General features: G+C 65.3%; 17 protein-coding genes. 10 read left to right on the forward strand and 7 right to left on the reverse strand.

What is annotated here, in order from left to right; translation table 11 throughout:
* The first annotated feature begins 197 nt into the window (after positions 1-197).
* Together FNV92_RS10570 and FNV92_RS10575 are read left to right on the forward strand one after the other, a co-directional pair.
* Entirely contained in the window at positions 198-1430 is a 1233-nt protein-coding gene (locus FNV92_RS10570) for an acetyl-CoA C-acetyltransferase (RefSeq protein WP_143841039.1), read from the forward strand.
* A gap of 280 nt (positions 1431-1710) precedes the next feature.
* A complete protein-coding gene (locus FNV92_RS10575; protein ID WP_015684663.1) occupies positions 1711-2013 on the forward strand; it encodes an HU family DNA-binding protein in 303 nt (100 codons plus the stop codon).
* A 72-nt stretch (positions 2014-2085) separates the two neighbouring features.
* Here the strand turns inward: FNV92_RS10575 and FNV92_RS10580 are convergent, their stop codons facing one another.
* The 4 genes from FNV92_RS10580 to FNV92_RS10595 form a co-directional block, all read right to left on the reverse strand.
* Entirely contained in the window at positions 2086-2241 is a 156-nt protein-coding gene (locus FNV92_RS10580) for a hypothetical protein (protein WP_168213267.1), read from the reverse strand.
* A gap of 5 nt (positions 2242-2246) precedes the next feature.
* Positions 2247-4649, reverse strand: a complete 2403-nt coding sequence (gene lon / locus FNV92_RS10585; protein WP_143841038.1) for an endopeptidase La — start codon at positions 4647-4649, stop codon at positions 2247-2249.
* Positions 4650-4657: 8 nt separating this feature from the next.
* Complete coding sequence (locus tag FNV92_RS10590; protein ID WP_143841037.1) at positions 4658-5041, reverse strand: Hsp20/alpha crystallin family protein; 384 nt, start codon at positions 5039-5041, stop codon at positions 4658-4660.
* A 187-nt stretch (positions 5042-5228) separates the two neighbouring features.
* A complete protein-coding gene (locus FNV92_RS10595; RefSeq protein ID WP_015684666.1) occupies positions 5229-5798 on the reverse strand; it encodes a YciE/YciF ferroxidase family protein in 570 nt (189 codons plus the stop codon).
* 142 nt (positions 5799-5940) lie between these two features.
* Here FNV92_RS10595 and FNV92_RS10600 point away from each other — a divergent pair, with 142 nt between their 5' ends.
* The 3 genes from FNV92_RS10600 (at position 5941) to FNV92_RS10610 (ending at position 9191) form a co-directional block, all read left to right on the forward strand.
* Positions 5941-6567 (forward strand): MarC family protein, encoded by a 627-nt coding sequence (locus FNV92_RS10600; RefSeq protein WP_143841036.1) that lies wholly within the window; start codon positions 5941-5943, stop codon positions 6565-6567.
* A gap of 170 nt (positions 6568-6737) precedes the next feature.
* The gene (locus FNV92_RS10605) at positions 6738-7391 is read left to right on the forward strand and encodes a class II aldolase/adducin family protein (RefSeq protein WP_186355492.1); all 654 of its coding nucleotides are present in this window, start codon (positions 6738-6740) and stop codon (positions 7389-7391) included.
* A 12-nt stretch (positions 7392-7403) separates the two neighbouring features.
* Positions 7404-9191, forward strand: coding sequence for a chloride channel protein (locus tag FNV92_RS10610; RefSeq protein WP_015684669.1), 1788 nt, complete (start codon positions 7404-7406; stop codon positions 9189-9191).
* A gap of 29 nt (positions 9192-9220) precedes the next feature.
* Here the strand turns inward: FNV92_RS10610 and FNV92_RS10615 are convergent, their stop codons facing one another.
* Complete coding sequence (locus FNV92_RS10615; protein ID WP_143841035.1) at positions 9221-9478, reverse strand: DUF2798 domain-containing protein; 258 nt, start codon at positions 9476-9478, stop codon at positions 9221-9223.
* A gap of 284 nt (positions 9479-9762) precedes the next feature.
* Here FNV92_RS10615 and FNV92_RS10620 point away from each other — a divergent pair, with 284 nt between their 5' ends.
* From FNV92_RS10620 to uraD, 5 genes are all read left to right on the forward strand, one after another.
* Positions 9763-10152 (forward strand): hypothetical protein, encoded by a 390-nt coding sequence (locus FNV92_RS10620; protein ID WP_143841034.1) that lies wholly within the window; start codon positions 9763-9765, stop codon positions 10150-10152.
* 1128 nt (positions 10153-11280) lie between these two features.
* Positions 11281-11559, forward strand: coding sequence for a hypothetical protein (locus FNV92_RS10625; RefSeq protein ID WP_015684672.1), 279 nt, complete (start codon positions 11281-11283; stop codon positions 11557-11559).
* 98 nt (positions 11560-11657) lie between these two features.
* Complete coding sequence (locus tag FNV92_RS10630) at positions 11658-12071, forward strand: DUF3830 family protein (RefSeq protein ID WP_143841033.1); 414 nt, start codon at positions 11658-11660, stop codon at positions 12069-12071.
* The gene (puuE, locus tag FNV92_RS10635; protein WP_143841032.1) at positions 12072-13007 is read left to right on the forward strand and encodes an allantoinase PuuE; all 936 of its coding nucleotides are present in this window, start codon (positions 12072-12074) and stop codon (positions 13005-13007) included.
* 5 nt (positions 13008-13012) lie between these two features.
* Positions 13013-13900: a 2-oxo-4-hydroxy-4-carboxy-5-ureidoimidazoline decarboxylase gene (gene uraD, locus FNV92_RS10640; RefSeq protein ID WP_143841031.1), complete on the forward strand. Its 888-nt coding sequence runs from the start codon at positions 13013-13015 to the stop codon at positions 13898-13900.
* On the opposite strand, the gene FNV92_RS10645 is transcribed toward uraD, so the two are convergent.
* Both FNV92_RS10645 and FNV92_RS10650 read right to left on the reverse strand, forming a co-directional pair.
* Positions 13897-16623, reverse strand: coding sequence for a molybdopterin-dependent oxidoreductase (locus tag FNV92_RS10645; protein ID WP_143841030.1), 2727 nt, complete (start codon positions 16621-16623; stop codon positions 13897-13899). The two genes, uraD and FNV92_RS10645, sit on opposite strands and share 4 nt — an antisense overlap.
* Entirely contained in the window at positions 16620-17447 is an 828-nt protein-coding gene (locus tag FNV92_RS10650; protein WP_143841029.1) for an FAD binding domain-containing protein, read from the reverse strand. The genes FNV92_RS10645 and FNV92_RS10650 overlap by 4 nt, the downstream gene beginning before the upstream one ends.
* Positions 17448-17560 lie beyond the last annotated feature (113 nt).

The raw sequence follows: 17560 nt of genomic DNA on the forward strand, positions 1-17560 counted from the left end.
GCGCGACTGCTTCAGTTTAGCCTGACTGGCCAATCACTTCGCCGGTATCACCGCGCCGCACCCGGACGTGGCGCTTCTACTTTGCATGGGGTTGTTTTTCGCCTTTTTGCAGAGAGGGTGCCCGGCGCAGCAGATTGACTCAGCCTTTCCCCTGATTCACAACGCCTCCCAACACCGATAACAAGAGGACAACGCCAATGACCGATGCACTCATCATCGATGCCTGCCGCACGCCGCGGGGTGTCGGCAAGGCCGGCAAGGGAGCACTCTCGGGTATTCATCCGCAGCAGCTCGGCGCGACCGTGCTGCGTGCGCTCGCCGATCGCACCGGCATCGACACCGCCGACGTCGACGACATCGTCTGGGGCTGCAGCGCGCAGGTCGCGACGCAAAGCGGCGACCTCGGCCGCATGTCGGCGCTCGATGCCGGCTACGACGTGCGCGCGAGCGCCGTGACGCTCGATCGCTTCTGCGGCTCCGGCATCACCAGCGTCAACATGGCTGCAAGCTCGATCATGGCGGGCGCCGAAGACCTCGTCATCGCCGGCGGCTGCGAGATGATGTCGATGGAGGGGCGGCGCGGCGGCGGTCCGATGATGATGGACGGCGGCAATCTGCGTCTGCGCGCGCGGCATCCGCAGTCGCATCAGGGCGTCTGCGCCGATGCGATCGCGACGCTGGAGGGCATCACGCGACGAGACGTCGACGCGCTCGGTCTCGAAAGCCAGAAGCGCGCAGGCCTCGCGATTGCCGGCGGCCATTTCAAGAAGAGTCTCGTTCCCGTGTATCGCGAGGACGGCAGCCTCGCGCTCGACCATGAAGAATATCCGCGGCCGCAGACCACGATGGAGGGCCTCAGCGCGCTCAAGCCTGCATTCCCCGCGATCGCCGATCACGCGCTCGACGACAAGGGCACGACCTATCGCGGCCTGATCCTGCAGAAATATCCTGACCTCGACATCGACTTCATGCACCATGCCGGCAATTCGTCCGGCGTCGTCGACGGTGCCGCCGCGATCCTGCTCGCTTCGCCGGCTTACGCCAGGGCGCATGGCCTCAAAGCCCGCGCCCGCGTGGTGGCGATGGCGAACATGGGGGACTCGCCGACCTTGATGCTGAACGCGCCGGTGCCGGCGACGCGCAAGGTGCTGGCAAAGGCGGGCCTCACCGTCGACGACATCGACTTGTTCGAGATCAACGAGGCGTTTGCCGTGGTTGCGGAAAAATATATCCGAGATCTCAAGCTCGATCGCGCCAAGGTCAACGTCAACGGCGGCTCGATCGCGCTCGGCCATCCCATCGGCGCGACCGGCTCGATCCTGATCGGCACCGTGCTCGACGAGCTCGAGCGCCGTGACCTCAAGCGCGGTCTCGTCACCATGTGCGCCGCGGGAGGCATGGCGCCAGCCATCATCATCGAGCGTATCTAGCCTTATTTTTCAGGGTGAATCGCGACCGGCCTCCGCAAAGAGGCCGGTCGTCGCTTGTCGAAAGCAGCGAATCAGCTTTAGCAAGGCTGCGTGCGGGCCTTTGAAACAAGGCAAAATCCGCTGCCCGAGGCTTCTCCCGCTCAGGAAGCAGCTAAAAAGCAGGGTTTTTTGCCACAGGGGGCCAAAAAAGCCCGTAAAACCGCGACAAAACTGTGCAGAAGGCTATAGGCCTTCGCCGGTTGGTCTAATATGCAACCGGCAACGAATCAGAGGAGACACGATGCCAGCCCAACTTTCCAAATCGCAGTTGATCGAAAAGATTGCGACCGCCACCGAGCTTTCCAAGCGCGACGTCAAGAACGTCATGGAGACGCTGACCGAGGTCGGTCACAAGGAGCTCAAGAAGAACGGCCTGTTCCTGGTGCCGGGCTTCGCCAAGTTCGTCGTCGTCAAGAAGCCTGCGACCAAGGCACGCAAGGGCACCAACCCGTTCACGGGTGAAGAGATGATGTTCAAGGCCAAGCCGGCCCGGAAGATCGTCCGCGCCCGCCCGGTCAAGGCCGCCAAGGACGCTGTGGCCTGATAACGCAAAGGCCCCCTCGCAGGAGGGGGCCTTTTATACATTCGACAACCGCAAGGGCTGAAGCGGAGGGGTTCAGCCCTTGCGGCGCTTGGCCCGGACCGGGACCGGCTGCAGCCGGGGCTCGGGTCCCGCGAGCGCACCGCGAGCCCCGTCGATGGCACGATCGAGCAGCTGGCGCAGCCGCTGCGCCTTGCGCGATCTCTTCGCTCTTTCCAGCAGTTTCTTCATCGCATTCACTCCGCCGCTTCGACCTTCGCATCGACTTGGGCCTCGACCGGCTCGAGCGCTGCGGCGATGGCTTCGTCGACGCGCTCCAGCCAGATGAATTCGAGGTTATCCCGCGCGCTCTGCGGGATGTCGTCGTAGTCCCGCTTGTTGCGCGCCGGCAGCATCACCCGCTTCAATCCGGCCGCGGCCGCAGCCACCACCTTCTCCTTGATGCCGCCGACCGGCAGCACCAGGCCGCGCAGCGAGATCTCGCCGGTCATCGCGGTGTCGCTGCGCACCGTGCGATTGGTGAGCAGTGACGTCAGCGCCGTAAACATCGCAACGCCCGCGCTCGGTCCGTCCTTCGGGGTCGCACCCGCCGGGACGTGAACGTGGATGTCGCTCTTCTCGAACACCTGGGGATCGATGCCGAGCTGCGGCGCCTTGCTCTTCACCAGCGTCAGTGCGGCCTGCACGCTCTCGCGCATAACCTCGCCGAGCTGGCCGGTCAGGATCATGCCGCCGCGGCCGGGCACGCGCGAGGCCTCGATGAACAGGATGTCGCCGCCGACCGGCGTCCAGGCAAGGCCGGTGGCCACGCCTGGAATGCTGGTGCGCTGCGCGATCTCGCCTTCGAAGCGCGGCTGGCCGAGCACGGTGGCGATGTCCTTCGGCGTCACCACGACCTTCGCAGCCGAGCCTTCGGCGACCTGCACCGCGGCATGCCGGAACACCTTGCCGATCTCACGCTCGAGATTACGCACGCCGGCCTCGCGGGTGTAACCCTTGACGACCAGCTTCAGCGCCTCCGGCGTGATCTCGGCCTGCTCGGCCGTCAGGCCGTTGGCCTCCAGCTGCCGCCGCACCAGGTAGCGCTTCGCGATCTCCAGCTTCTCGTCCTCGGTGTAACCGGCGAGGCTGATCAGCTCCATGCGGTCCAGCAGCGGACCCGGAATCTGGTCCAGCATGTTGGCCGTGGCGATGAACACGACCCGCGACAGGTCGAAGGGCACGGCCAGGTAATTGTCCCGGAACGTCCCGTTCTGCTCGGGGTCGAGCACCTCCAGCATGGCGGCGGAGGGGTCGCCCTGCACGCCGCGGCCCATCTTGTCGATCTCGTCCAGCATCATGACGCAGTTGCGTGCACCCGCCTTCTTGATGCCCTGGATGATGTTGCCGGGCAGCGCGCCAATATAGGTGCGCCGGTGACCGCGGATCTCGGCCTCGTCGTGCACGCCGCCGAGGCTGACGCGCACGAAGGGGCGATCCATCGCGCGGGCGATGGATTGGCCGAGCGAGGTCTTGCCGACGCCGGGCGGCCCGACGAAGCACAGGATTGGCGCCTTGCCCTGCGGGGCGAGCTTGCGCACCGCCAGATATTCGATGATCCGGGTCTTGATCTTCTCCAGGCCGAAATGATCAGCATCCAGGATGCGGCGCGCCTCCTTGATGTCGATCGGCTTCTCCGCGGGCAGCGCCCAGGGCAGGTCGATCAGCCAGTCGAGGTAGGTGCGGACCATGCCGGCTTCGCCGGCGGCCTCCGGCATGCGCTCGTAGCGGCGCAGCTCCTTCCTGGCATGCGCGTCCGCCTCAGGCGGCATGTTGGCCTTGGTGATGGCAGCCGTCAGCTCGGCGACCTCGGCCGCCTTGCCGTCGCCTTCGCCCAGCTGGCGCTGGATGGTTGCCATCTGCTCGCGCAGGATCGCCTCGCGCTGCCGCTCGTCGAAGCTGGCGCGGGTCTTCTGGCCGATCTCGTTGCTGATGCGCAGCACCTCCAGCCGTTCGGCCAGATGCTTCGACACCTTCTCGACGCGCAGGGTGAGGTCGATGGTTTCCAGCACCTCCTGCTTGTCCTGCGGCTTGATGTCCATGAATGACGTCGCCAGATCCGCCAGCGCGCCGGGCGCGGTGGTGCTCTGGAACATCGCGACCAGCTCGGGCGGCGCCTGCGGCAGCAGCTCGATCGCCTCGATCGCCAGACGTTGCAGGTTCAGCGCGCGCGCCTCGATCTCGGGCGAGCTCGTGGTCGGCTCCGGAATCTGCTGGAAGCGTGCCGCCAGGAACGGCGTCCCCGGCAGGAAGTCGAGGATGCGCGCGCGCTGCACGCCCTGGCAGACGATGTGATGGGTGCCGTCGGGCGCGGTGATATAGCGCACGATGTTGGCGATGGTCGCGACCCGGTAGAGATCGTCCGCCCCGGGCTCCTCGGTTTCCGGGCTGCGCTGCAGCACGATGCCGATCGGCCGCTGCTCGCGCAGCGCCTGCTGCGCGGCGGCGACCGACTTCGGCCGCGCGATCGCGATCGGCGCGATGGCGCCAGGGAACAGCACCATCTCGCGCACCGGGATGATAATCAGTGCGTCTTCGGGGATCTTCACGTCGGACTCGGTGGAATTGCTCTGTGAATTGTTCATCTGTTCGGTGGCCATGATCGACCTCAGGATTTGGCGAGGCGCAGTGCGACGCAGCCGTCCATCACGAAGCGGCTGATGGCGTAGCGGCCGAGGGGCAATGCAATGCGACGCTCGAAACGCCCCTGCGGCAGCTCGAGCCGGTGGATGCGGGCGTTGCGAAGCTCCGGCGGAAGCGTGCGCTGGCCGGAGACAACGAGCACGCCGTCATGGATGACCGTCTCGACATTGTCCGGATTGACGCCGGGAAGCGCCACCAGGATCAAGAGTTCATGCTCGGTCTCGAGCACGTCGATCGGCGGCTCCCAGCAGGCGTCCTGGCGGCCGAACTGCTGGCGCAGCCGTTCGGCGCGGGTCAGCTGGTCCAGGGCTTCGGACAGCATCCAGTTGAGAGGATTTTTGGGTTGCATGGCAAGACTCGGGGGAAGGCGCTGCGGTTGGAAAACAAGGATATGGGGACGGTTCCCCGGAATTCCAGCATCGCGCGTTCGGAGCATGCCTGCCTCTCGAACCGGAAGAGGCCCTTGCAATCAGACGCATCGACGCCGCGGAGATGTTCCGCGGCGTCGAAGGCAACAGTTGGGCGCAGCGGCCGTATCAGGCGGCGGCGCGGAATTCCTCTTCCGCTTCGAGGTTGATGACGGAGGTGGCAAGCTCGGTCAGCGACAGGTCGGTCGCCTCCTCCTCGTCCAGCGTCGCCTGGAGCAGCTTGGCCGCGTCCGGCATGCCGAGCTCCTCGGCCCAGGTGCGCAGCGTGCCATAGCGGGAGATCTCGTAGTGTTCGACGGCTTGCGCGGCCGCGAGCAGGCCGGCGTCGAGGGCAGGGGCGTTCTTGAAATCCTTCATGATCTCGGCGCCCTCGTCGGTGATGCCGTTGATGGCTTCGCAAGGCTTGCCGCGCGCGGGCTTGCCCAGCATCTTGAAGATCTGGTCGAGACGTTTGACTTGGCCCTGCGTCTCGCGCAGATGCTTGTTGAAGGCCGCCGCAAGGTCCTTCGAATGGGCGGCCTTGGCCATCTTGGGCAGCGTCTTGATGATCTTGTTTTCGGCGTAATAGATGTCCTTCAGCGTCTCCAGGAACAGGTCGCTCAGCATCTTGGGCGCCTGACGCGGACGTCGCGCCGCGGTCTTTTTCGCGTTCGCACGTTTCTTTGCTTGCTTAGCCATAAATCCTCCTCTTGAGGAGAACGGGAATGCGTTCCCATCCTCAATCCACGCGCGATCAAGACTCTGCGAGGGCAATTGTTCCTCGCGAAGGTCTCCGCGAGCCATTATGGATGGCGCCACATTTCGCCTGAGACCCATCCGCATGCTCGACTTCGCCCTGTCCGCTTTCGTGACGCTCCTGCTGGTAATTGATCCCGTCGGCCTCGCGCCGGCCTTCCTGGCCGCGACCGGGGGCATGCCGGACGCGGTCAAGCGCACCGTCGCATGGCGTGCGCCGCTGATCGCGGCGTCGATCCTGGTGGTGATCGCGCTGGCCGGAAACTGGCTGCTCCGCCAGCTCGGGATCGGCATCCCCGCCTTCCAGATCGCCGGCGGGCTACTGCTGTTCGGCGTGTCCTACCAGATGATCTTCGGCGACCGTCCGCATCGGGAGGCGCGCGAGGCCGACAAGGCCACCGCGGAGCATGCCTCCGACGTCGCGGTATTCCCGCTGGCCATCCCCATGATGGCCGGCCCCGGCGCGATCGCGACTACGCTGCTGCTGACGGGCGATGCCGTCTATGGGTCGAGGCTCGCGATCATCATCGCGGTCGTCGTCTCCGTCTGCCTGCTCTGCATGCTCTGCTTCGTCTCGGCTCATCTGATCGCGCGCAGCCTCGGGCGGACCGGCAATGCCGTGCTCTCGCGTGTGCTCGGCATGCTGCTCGCGGCCTATTCGGTGCAGTTCGTGATCAACGGTATCGCGGCCGTTCGGGCCAGCCTGTCCTAGATTTGTGATGGCCCGGTAATCGGTTGATTTGACGGTCTATTTCGAGGCTTGATGGGGCCGCCGGCAAGACGGCCGCCGATCCGGGCCGCTTTCGCTTGCGCTGCCATATTGCTTTGACGTACTCCCCGTCTGGCAATCGCCCATCGCCAGTAAGTCGAGGTGAAACCGGGATGTCGATGACAGCGGACGAGCTCGCAAAGAGACAGGCCATCATCGACGCTTGCCGCCGCATGAATGCGCTTGGCATCAACCAGGGCACCTCTGGCAATATCAGCGTCCGACATGCGGACGGGCTCCTGGTCACGCCCACGAGCGTGCCCTATGAGGCCATGACGCCCGACCAGATCGTGTTCATGGCGATGGACGGCGAGCATGCGCCCGGTCAGAAGCCGTCGAGCGAATGGCGCTTCCATCGCGACATCCTGCAGTCGCGCGCCGACGTCGACGCCGTCGTCCATGCCCATCCGACCTATTGCACCATCCTGGCGATCATGGGCATGGACATCCCGCCCGTGCACTACATGATCGCCGCTGCCGGCGGCGACAGCATCCGCTGCGCGCCCTACGCGACCTTCGGCACGGCGGAACTGTCCGGGCACGCGGTGCGGGCGTTGGAGGGGCGGCTCGCCTGCCTGCTCGACCACCACGGCATGATCGCGATCGGCAGGACGCTCGACAAGGCGATGTGGCTCGCCGTCGAGGTCGAGACGCTGGCGCGGCAATATCATGGCTGTCTCCAGATCGGGACGCCGCCGCTGCTTCCCAGTGACGAGATCGAACGGGTCCGCCAGCGCATGGCCGGCTACGGACTGTCGGAAGGGTAGGACGGGCAGACGGTGTTGGTGCGCCTCAGGCATTTCGTTGACGGCAAGGGATCGAACCGCGTCATGGTTCGGCTGCGCGCGCTTCTGCGCAGCAACGAGTTCTACCTGATCCCGCTGGCGCTCGTGATTGGCACGCTGGCCGGCGCCATCGTGACGCTGATGGCCGAGATCGCGCAGATCGCCCACATGGTGATCTACGGCATTCCCATCGACGTGCGCCTGTCGGCCAACGCCCATGTGAGTCCCTGGGCGGCGATGATTGCGCCCGCGCTCGGCGGTCTCTCGCTCGGAATCATGGAATGGTGGCGGCGGCGGCTGAAGATATCGAACGCGGTCGACCCGATCGAAGCCAACGCGTTGCGCGGTGGCAATCTGTCGATGCGCGACAGCGTGGTGGTGTCGAGCCAGACGCTGATCTCCAACGGTTGCGGTGCCTCGGTCGGCCTCGAGGCCGGCTATACCCAGATCGGCTCGGGCATCGCCTCGCTGTTCGGCAAGTTCTTCAATCTGCGCCGCAACGATTTGCGCCTGATCGTCGGCTGTGGCGCAGCCGCCGCGATCGCCGCAGCCTTCGGTGCGCCGATCACCGGCGCCTTCTACGCCTGCGAGTTGATCGTCGGCGTCTATTCGGTCGGCAGCGCGGCGCCGATCCTGGCCGCCTCGCTCGCCGGCGCCTTGACCGCGCAATGGCTCGGCGGCGCGCCATATTCTCTGGAGATACCCAAGGTCAGCGCCGTCGGCGTCGAGCAATATCTGGCGCTGATCGGGCTCGCGCTCGTCACCAGCGGCGTCGGCATCGCCGTGATGCGGTCGTCCTCGATGTTCGAACGCCTGTTCGCCTGGCTGCCGGTCTGGCTGCGCCCAGCGGTCGGGGGCCTCGTCGTCGGCGGCTTTGCGATTTTGACGCCGCAGGTGCTGGCGGCCGGGCATGGCGCCATGGTGCTCGATCTGTTTAACGACATGACGATCGGCCTGATTGCGCTGATCATCGCCCTGAAGGTGACGGCCTGCCTGATCTCTCTGGCCTCGGGTTTCCGCGGCGGTCTGTTCTTCGCCTCGTTGTTCGTCGGCAGCCTGATCGGAAAGTTCTTTGCCGCGGTGCTGTTGCTGATCAGCCCCGAATTCGTGATCGATCCGCTGGTCGCGATGCTGACCGGCATGGCGACGCTCGGCGTAGCCATTGTCGGCGGCCCCCTGACCATGTCGTTCCTCGTGCTTGAGATGACCCGCAATGTCGACGTCACCGCCGTGGTGCTGGCCGGCTGCATCGTCACCTCGATCTGCGTCCGCTTCATGTTCGGCCATTCCTTCTCGACCTGGCGCCTGCATCTGCGCGGCGAGACCATCCGCAGCGCCAACGACGTCGGCTGGCTGCGTAACCTCACCGTCGAGCGATTGATGCGCTCCGACGTCGGCAAGGTGCCGTCGACCACGACGATCGCCGCGGTCCGCCGCGAATTCGCGCTGGGCTCGCGGCCCGGAATCGTGATCGTCAACAATGCCGACGAATATGTCGGTCTAGTCCTGCTGCCCGACTTGTTCTCCGGCGATCTCGACAGCATCGCCGACGACATCCAAGTGATCGAGCTGGCCCGCCTGACCGAGATCGTGCTGATCCCGGAGATGAACGTGAAGTCGGCGATGGCGGTGTTCGACGAGGCGGAAGCCGAGATGCTGGCGGTGGTCGATTCCACCGACAGCCGCAAGGTCGTCGGCTTCCTCACCGAGACCTTCGCGCGCCGCCGCTATGTCGAGGAGATCGACAAGGCGACGCGCGGCGTGCTGGGGGCGCTGTCCTGAAGCGCGAACGGCGCCGCCGTCCCCGCGCGCTATCGTCTTGGCTGAGACGGGGACGCGACGACGCAGGCGACGATCCGACGGACCAGTGGCAGCACCATCAGCAGGGTTGGAAAGGCGACAAGCCATGACAGCGCCCAGGCGCCCGGCCAGGTCGCCAGGAATGCCGGCGTTGCGCCGAGGCTCCGAAGCGTGGAAATGACCGACACCACGGCCGTCATGAGGATGGACAGCACAAATGGCATCACGATCGGCGCGTAGCGCGCCGGCAGTTTGCGAACCGCAATCATCTGATTTCTCTTGAGAAAAAGTACGCGTCAGTCACGGTGAACCTTGAAAGTGCATCGATCCCGACGACGTCGGTTGATGCGTTGGTTCACGTAAACGCTTACGGCACCGAAAAACGGCGCGGCTGTTCATTATCCGCTCAGGTTGGATGGCGCAAGCTCGATCTGAAAGTTCGGTTTACAATCGTTCAAACGTGGCGGATCGCCGCGGTCGTGAACATTTCAGCGGTTCGCGCGTTATCCGGCGTTTACATTTATCTTTTTGCGCGAGAACAGAGGACGGTAGGATGAGCAATAGACCGGTAAATTCGAAGGTTGGCCGCAACGCCGCGCTGGCCGCGTTCGCAAGCCTCGCCCTTGTTGTCGCCTCGCTGTCACCTTCGAATGCGGCATCGCGTTCGCCTGCGACTCCGGTTGCCGCAAGCTCGAACGCCTCCGCGGCGACAGACTTCAGCGCCGCCCGTCGCCACCGCGCCTATCGTCGCGGCTCAAATGCTGCAGGCCTTGCCTTCATGGGCGCGGCGGCGGGCATCATCGGGGGTGTCATCGCCGAGCAGCGGCGCCGTGATTACTACGAGAACAACTACTATTACGGTCCGCGTCCTTACTATGGCGGCCCGGGCTATTACGGCGGCGGTCCGTACTACGGCCAGCGCTACTACTATCAGCCGTATTAGGCGGCGGATTCGCCGCGGCCGGGTGCGGAAGTTGTCTTTGCAGGCCTGCGGACATCATTCCGGATTTTGCAAAGGGGGCAGTGCTTGCAGTGCCCCCTTTTTGTTGTCTTTGGATGCGGGCCTCTCCCGCCGCCGCCCTGTTTCGCCGCCCAGTCAAGTCCTCCTGGCAAAAATATTCCACTTTACCGAATTTCGGAAACGGCGTATGTGTTGCCCATCCCGGCTCATCCTTGAGGGGCGATCGTACGTCGTCACGAGTTGCGAGCCGGGCCAGCGGTGGACGCGGCAGCGTCGTGCGCGAGAGGCGCGGGCAGGGCGGGTAGTCCCTGTGAGCCCGAGGCTTCGTGCGGACGAGCGGCGCCGAGGTCCGGCGAAGCCTCCTGGCGAAGCCGGATGAGCTGCGTACGGCAAAACCGTGTGGTCCTGGCCGTCGTTGCTACGGTCAAGCCTTTGCGGAGATGTGCGCGAGCCCAACCGGGTGGACGGCATCGTCAATTCGCGGGCGAGGGAGGCCAGAAGGAAAGTTCGGCTCCCGGGAGAGCACGGCATAAGCCGTCCGACCATCGCGCAGGGAAGGCCGAGTGATCGGCGACACCTGTATGCTGCTGTGCGGTTCTTTTGCGCTACATCTTCGCGCAGCGGACCGCGGGTGCCTGTCGGCACCCGGTCTTCCCTGCGCCCTCTTGGATTGGAGGGTATAGAGAAGAAGCAAAGCTCGGGCGAATTCAGCCGCGAGAACGCCAAGCCGTGTCTGAAATTCAAAGGGCGAACCGAAAGAGCGACGCCATTGCCTCATACCCCGTCATTGCGAGCGCAGCGAAGCAATCCAGCGTCTTTCCGCGGAGGGATTCTGGATTGCTTCGCTGCGCTCGCAATGACGATGTTGAGAGAGTGTGCGCCACTTCATCACCGTCACCCCCGCGCAACCGCGAAGCGGTTGTCGCTGGAGGCGGCCGCTTCTTCAGCGGCCCTCGAAGGGCGACGGCCCAGCTGCATCGCGACGGTGCATCCCTAGGCTTGGCGCTTTTTTGCCTCGGCTAAATATTCGCCAATCGCTCGAACAGGCCCGATGGACTTGACCGGCGCAATCCGGTTCAATGGGTGCAATTGAGGCCTTAGGCGACAACGATGTCGAAATATCTGCTGATCCTGCTCCTGATCGCATCGCCGGCCATGGCGCAGGTCAAGCTCGCGCCAAAATCCTCGGCGGCGCATCCGGACCCCTGCGCCCCGATCGGGCGGACCGCGGACGGCAAGCTGGTCTATTCCATGAAATGCGAGAACCTGCCGGCGCCGCCGCTGCCACCGCCGCAGGCGGAACTGAAGGAGGCGCCGCAGCCTGCCGCCGAGCCCGAGCCGGAGGCGCGCCGGAGCGGCATATTCGGCTGGTCCTACGACCGCAGGTGACGTGAGGTGACTTGCCGCGCCACTTGCGCGAAGCCCTCTGGAATGCTCTTTGCTTGCAAATTCCCCGTGGGGTTTTGGCCCCGATCCAGAGAGATGAGATGAGCAAACTCGTTATCCGCGCCGGTGATTTCACCTTCGATGCCCGCTTCGAGGAGCAGCTCGCGCCCAAGACCGTCGCGGCCTTCCGCAAGGCGCTGCCGTTCGAAAGTCACATCATCCATGTGCGCTGGAGCGGCGAGGGCGTCTGGATGCCGCTCGGCGACCTCGATTTCGGCGTCGGCTACGAGAACCACACCAGCTATCCCGCGCCCGGCCAGATCATCCTCTATCCCGGCGGCATCAGCGAGACCGAGATCCTGATGGCCTATGGCGGCGTGCATTTCGCGAGCAAGATGGGCCAGCTCGCCGGCAACCATTTCATCACGCTGACCTCGGGGCTGGAGAATCTGGCAACGCTCGGCAAGAGCGTGCTGTGGAAGGGCGCCCTGCCGATCCGCTTCGAGGAAGTCTGAGTGACTGGCGCCCGCTACCCGCGCGATCTCCGCGGTTACGGCCGCAACCCGCCGCATCCGCAATGGCCCGGGGATGCGCGGGTCGCGGTGCAGTTCGTCGTCAATTTCGAGGAGGGCGGCGAGAACAACATTCTGCACGGCGATCCCGCCTCGGAGGCGTTTCTGTCCGACGTGCTCGGCGCGCAGCCCTGGCCGGGCCAGCGCCACGCCAATATCGAGTCGATGTTCGAATATGGCTCGCGCGCCGGCTTCTGGCGGCTGTGGCGGATGTTCGGCGAACGCAAATGGCCGACCACCGTGTTCGGCGTCGCAACCGCGTTGAAGCGCAATCCCGAGATCGTCGCGGCGATGAAGGAGTCCGGCTGGGACATCGCAAGCCACAGCCTGAAATGGATCGAGCACAAGGACATGACCGAGGCGCAGGAGCGCGCCGAGATCGCGGAGTCGATCCGCGTCCACATCGAGGCGACCGGTTCGCGGCCGCTCGGCTGGTACACCGGGCGCTCCTCGATCAACACCAACCGCCTCCTGATGGAGGAGGGCGGCTTCCTCTATCTCTGCGACTCCTATGCCGACGACCTGCCGTATTGGATCAAGGGCACCGGCGGCAAGCAACTCGTCATTCCCTACACGCTTGACGCCAACGACATGCGCTTCATCAACCCGCAGGGCTTTGCCGAAGGCGAGCAATTCTTCACCTATCTGAAGGACGCCTTCGACGTGCTCTATGTCGAGGGTGAGACCGCACCGAAGATGATGTCGGTTGGCCTGCACTGTCGTCTCGCCGGACGTCCCGGCCGCGCCGCGGGGCTGATCCGCTTCCTCGACTATATCGGCAAGCACGAGCGTGTCTGGGTGCCGACGCGGCTTCAGATCGCGCAGCACTGGCACGACAAGCATGCGCATCTCGCCGCCGATGCGTTCGAGATCGGATGAGGACCATGCCGCCGATTTCGCTCGCCGATCTCAACGCTGCAAGCAAGGCCGACTTCGTCGCCGCGCTGGCCAACGTCGTCGAATATTCACCGTGGATCGCCGAGCAGCTCGCCGGGAAGCGGCCGTTCGACGGCATCAACGAGCTGCACGCCGCGCTGGTGGGCGCGATCCAGAGCGCCGAACCGGATGTGCAACTAGCGCTCATCCGGGCGCATCCCGATCTCGCCAACAAGACCCAGCGCGCGGCAGGTCTCACGGCGGAATCGACCGAGGAGCAGAACAGCGCCGGCCTCGACCGGCTGTCGGACGCCGAATACGCCGCGTTCGAGCGCGTCAACAACGCCTATCGCGACAAGTTCGGCATCCCCTATATCGTCTGCGTGCGCCGTCACACCAAGGATTCGGTGCTGAACGACTTCGAGACGCGGCTGCGCAATATCGCCAAGACCGAGACGCGGCGCGCGATCGAGGAGATCGGCCGCATCTCCGCGCTGCGGCTCGATCAGCTCGTCGTCGCAGACGACAGACTGAAGGTGCACGGCCGGCTCTCGACCCATGTGCTGGACAATCACGCCGGCAAGCCTGCACCCGGCATTCCGATCGAGCTCATCGAGCTTGCAAATCTCGGCGAGAGTCGCGTGATCGCGCGCGCCGTGACGAATGCGGATGGTCGCACCGACCAGCCGCTGATCGGCGGACGACCGCTGCCGATCGGCCGCTACGAGCTCCGCTTCAGTGTCGCCGGATACTACGCCGGGCGCAACGTGCCGCTGTCGGATCCGCCGTTTCTTGACGAGATCCCATTGCGCTTTGCAGTCAGCGAGCCGGAAAACCACTACCACGTGCCGCTGCTGGTCACGCCATGGAGCTATTCGACCTATCGCGGCAGCTAACTACGGAACTTCTCGTACAGCGCTGGAAACAGCCGGTCTGGCTTGAAGGGCGGCGCCGTGAAGCGGATGCCGGTGGCGTCCGCGATCGCGTTGCCGAGTGCGGCGGCGACCGGATTGTACGGGCTCTCGCTCATCGACTTGGCGCCGAGCGGTCCGATCGTGTCGGACGTCTCGGCGAAGAAGACCTCCGTGCGCGGCACGTCGGCGAAGGAGGGCAGGTGATAGTCGCGGAACTTCGGATTGGTGACGCGCCCATCAGCGTCGATCACCATCTCCTCGTAGAGCGCAGCGCCAAGCGCCTGCGCGACGCCACCCTCGACCTGGCCGCGGCACTGCATGGGGTTGGCGACGATTCCGGCGTCGGCCGCCTGCACGCTGCGGAGAATCCTGAGCTCGCCGGTGCCCTTGTTCACGGCGACACGAAAGCCCTGCACGTTGAAGCCGACCGAGCGCGGCGTGCCGCCGGAATTGCCGTGCGCTGCGAACGGCTGGCCGCGTTCGCGCGCAAGCTTCGCGAGCTCCGCAAACGACATCCGCCGCACGCCGCTGACGACCGCCTCGTCGTCGAGCAGGCAGCTCGCGGCGTCGCAGAGCCAGGCGCCGGCGGCCGCCGCCTTCAGCTCGGTCGCAAGCTGCATGGCCGCTTCATGCGTCGCCTTGCCGGCGACGAAGGTGCCGGCGCTGCCATAGGCGCCGGTGTCATGGCCGCCATGGACGGTGTCGGACTGGCGCAAACGGATGCGGTCGACGGTGGTCGCAAGCGTCGTCGCCGCGATCTGCCGGTGCACAGTGCTGGTGCCGTTACCGAACTCGGCGGTGCCGACGGTTAGGTCGAAGCCGCCATCGTTGTTGAGCGCGATCGTCGCATCCGCGAAATGACCGGCCGGCGGCACGGTGTCGATCATGGTCAGCGCGACACCGTCGCCGATCAGCCATTCCGGCGACAGGTCCGGGGGCGAGCCATCCGCCTGCATCGCGCGCTCGACGAGGTCGAGGCACTGGTCAAGTCCATAGGAGCCATAGAGCACGTCGTGAAATTCCGACGGCGGCGGCGACAGCATGGGATCGCCTGGCTTGACGATGTTGCGCCGGCGCATGTCGTAGGGACTGATGCCGAGCTGCCTGGCCAGCTCGTCGATCGCCGCTTCGACCGCGATCAGCGTCTGCGGCAGGCCGTAGCCGCGAAACGCGCCCGACGGCACCGTGTTGGTGTAGACGGCGAAGCCGTCGACCCGCTTGTTCGGGCAATTATAGACCGCGATGGATTCCGACAGCGCGTGGAACATCACAGGGCCGGCGTGATTGCCGTAGGCGCCGGTGTTGGAGAGCACGTCGAGCTGGAGCGCGGTGAGCTTGCCGTCGGCATCGGCGCCGGCCTTGATGTTGACCCGCATCGGGTGCCGCGTCGATGTCGCGATGAACTGCTCCTCGCGGGTCAGCTCCAGCTTCACCGGCCGCCCGGTCCTGAGCGCGGCAAGCGCCAGGATGTCCTCGACGAACATCTCCTGCTTGCCGCCGAAACCTCCGCCGACGCGCTCGCAGAACACGCGGACCTTGTCCATGGGAAGCTCGAAGATATCGGACAGCGCCCGCCGGGTCAGGAACGGGACCTGCGTCGAGGTGCGGACGTTGAGCACGCCATCGTCATCGAGCCAGGCGAGGCCGCCATGGGTCTCCAGCGCGGCATGCTGGACGCGATGACTGTGGAAGGTGGCCTCGTAGGTGACCGCGGACGTGGCGAGCGCAGCCGCCACATCGCCGTACTCGCCATGCGTCTCCGCGACGAGGTTACGCCGGGCATCGGCAACACGATTGTCCGTGGTGCGGTCTGGATGGATGATCGGTGCGCCCGGCGCCATCGCCTGCTCCGGATCGATCAGCGCCGGCAAAATCTCGTAGTCGACCTTGATCCGCCGGCACGCCTCCTCGGCAGCGGCTTCGCTCTCGGCAACGACCGCGGCGACCTTCTGGCCGATGAAGCGAACGACGTCGTCGAGGATCCGGGTGTCCTCAGGATCCATCCAGTCCTTCTCATGCCGCGCAGTCGAGATCAGGATCGACGGCGCATCCTCGTGCGTCAGTACGGCGTGCACGCCGGGAACGCGAAGGGCGTCCGACTTGTCGATCGCGACGATCCTCGCGTGGGCGTGCGGCGAGCGGAGCAGCTTGATGTGCAGCAGGCCGTCGACTTGCGTGTCGAACGTGTAGCGCGCTTGGCCGCGCACGATTTCGGGGCCGGCGGGTGCCGGCAGGCTACGGCCGAACGCTGCGCCGGGCTCGACGCGCTCCTCGACATTGGTCTTGCCGAGGATCGCATCCTCGATCGCGCGATAGCCGGTGCAGCGACAGATGTTGCCCTTCAGCGCCGTTCCGAGGTCGGTGCGCTGGGCCTGGTTCAGCGAGGCACAGGTCAGGATCATGCCGGCCGTGCAGAAGCCGCACTGGAATCCCTGCGCGTCGAGGAAGGCCTGCTGCATCGGATGCGCGCCGTGGTCGCTGCCAAGGCCCTCGATCGTGGTGACGGTGCGGCCGTCGGCACGGAAGGCGGGGATCAGGCAGCTATGCACGGGCTCGCCGTCGAGCAGCACGGTGCAGGCGCCGCAATCGCCGGCATCGCAGCCCTTCTTGACGCCGAAATGGCCGAGTTCACGCAGGAACGTGCGCAGGCATTGCCCTGCGCGCGGCTCCTGCGGAAACAGTATGCCGTTGACCTCCAGACTCATGACGGGGTTGCCCCCAGGAGTTCGCCACGAATTTCCTCGGCAAGCCGCAGCGTCATGTGCTTGCGCCAGAGCGGCTTGCCGTGGATGTCGGTATGGTAGAGGTCATCGGTGATCTGCTGCGCGATCGCGTCACGAAGTGCGCTGGCGTCAGGCAGCTTGGGCAAGGCGAGCCGGATCGGCCGCACCGTCGAAGCCGTCACCGTCAGCGCCAGCGTGCCGTCGGCATCGAGGCTTCCGATCACGAGCGCCGCCGAGCGGCCGACCGGTGCCAGCGAAATCTGGCGAAACGCCGTGCGGCGCTTCAGTGCGGCAATCGGGATATCGATCTGCCTAATCAGGTCGCCGGGCTTCAACTGGTTGCGCTGGTTGCCGGTGACGAAGTCGACGACGGGAATCTTCTGTTCGCCTCCGCCGGCCTTCCAGACGGTGCAGACGCCGTCGAGCGCGGATGTGAGCGAGATCATCGGTCCCGCCGGCAGCGACATGCAGAGATTGCCGCCGATGGTCGCCGTCTTCCAGATCTTGAACGAGGCGAGAAAGGCCCGGCAACATTGTCCGATCAGCGGCGCTGCGAGCCAGTCGGGCGGGCAGGCGAAGCCATCCAGTTGCGCGACGGTGCAGGTGGCGGCGATCGAGAGATCGTTATCCGTGATCGTCAGCGCCGGCCATTTCAGATCAGTGAGATCGATCAGCCGCCTCAGATGGACCTGTGGCTCCGAGAACAGCCAGGTGCCGCCTGCGAGCCAAGCATCACCTGCCGTCCAGGCAGGCAGCTGCGCGCGCGTTTGCGGATGGGTCACCGTCGTGATGGTATTCAAATCCATGGCTGTGCCAAAAAAGCTTCCGCCCGGTGAATCGTACAGATGAGTCTTGCAAGACCGGAGCCAAGTCGCAACAAACAAGTCGTAGCATAGAGGTGATCGGGCTGGCGTCTGCC

It is taken from the genome of Bradyrhizobium cosmicum, assembly GCF_007290395.2.
In the GTDB taxonomy this organism is placed as follows: Bacteria; Pseudomonadota; Alphaproteobacteria; order Rhizobiales; family Xanthobacteraceae; genus Bradyrhizobium; species Bradyrhizobium cosmicum.

Coding starts and splice junctions, on each gene's coding strand:
- FNV92_RS10570 (WP_143841039.1), top strand. CDS start 198: ATGACCGATGCACTCATCATCGATGCCTGCCGCACGCCGCGGGGTGTC.
- FNV92_RS10575 (WP_015684663.1), top strand. CDS start 1,711: ATGCCAGCCCAACTTTCCAAATCGCAGTTGATCGAAAAGATTGCGACC.
- FNV92_RS10580 (WP_168213267.1), bottom strand. CDS start 2,241: ATGAAGAAACTGCTGGAAAGAGCGAAGAGATCGCGCAAGGCGCAGCGG.
- lon (WP_143841038.1), bottom strand. CDS start 4,649: ATGGCCACCGAACAGATGAACAATTCACAGAGCAATTCCACCGAGTCC.
- FNV92_RS10590 (WP_143841037.1), bottom strand. CDS start 5,041: ATGCAACCCAAAAATCCTCTCAACTGGATGCTGTCCGAAGCCCTGGAC.
- FNV92_RS10595 (WP_015684666.1), bottom strand. CDS start 5,798: ATGGCTAAGCAAGCAAAGAAACGTGCGAACGCGAAAAAGACCGCGGCG.
- FNV92_RS10600 (WP_143841036.1), top strand. CDS start 5,941: ATGCTCGACTTCGCCCTGTCCGCTTTCGTGACGCTCCTGCTGGTAATT.
- FNV92_RS10605 (WP_186355492.1), top strand. CDS start 6,738: ATGTCGATGACAGCGGACGAGCTCGCAAAGAGACAGGCCATCATCGAC.
- FNV92_RS10615 (WP_143841035.1), bottom strand. CDS start 9,478: ATGATTGCGGTTCGCAAACTGCCGGCGCGCTACGCGCCGATCGTGATG.
- FNV92_RS10620 (WP_143841034.1), top strand. CDS start 9,763: ATGAGCAATAGACCGGTAAATTCGAAGGTTGGCCGCAACGCCGCGCTG.
- FNV92_RS10625 (WP_015684672.1), top strand. CDS start 11,281: ATGTCGAAATATCTGCTGATCCTGCTCCTGATCGCATCGCCGGCCATG.
- FNV92_RS10630 (WP_143841033.1), top strand. CDS start 11,658: ATGAGCAAACTCGTTATCCGCGCCGGTGATTTCACCTTCGATGCCCGC.
- uraD (WP_143841031.1), top strand. CDS start 13,013: ATGCCGCCGATTTCGCTCGCCGATCTCAACGCTGCAAGCAAGGCCGAC.
- FNV92_RS10645 (WP_143841030.1), bottom strand. CDS start 16,623: ATGAGTCTGGAGGTCAACGGCATACTGTTTCCGCAGGAGCCGCGCGCA.
- FNV92_RS10650 (WP_143841029.1), bottom strand. CDS start 17,447: ATGGATTTGAATACCATCACGACGGTGACCCATCCGCAAACGCGCGCG.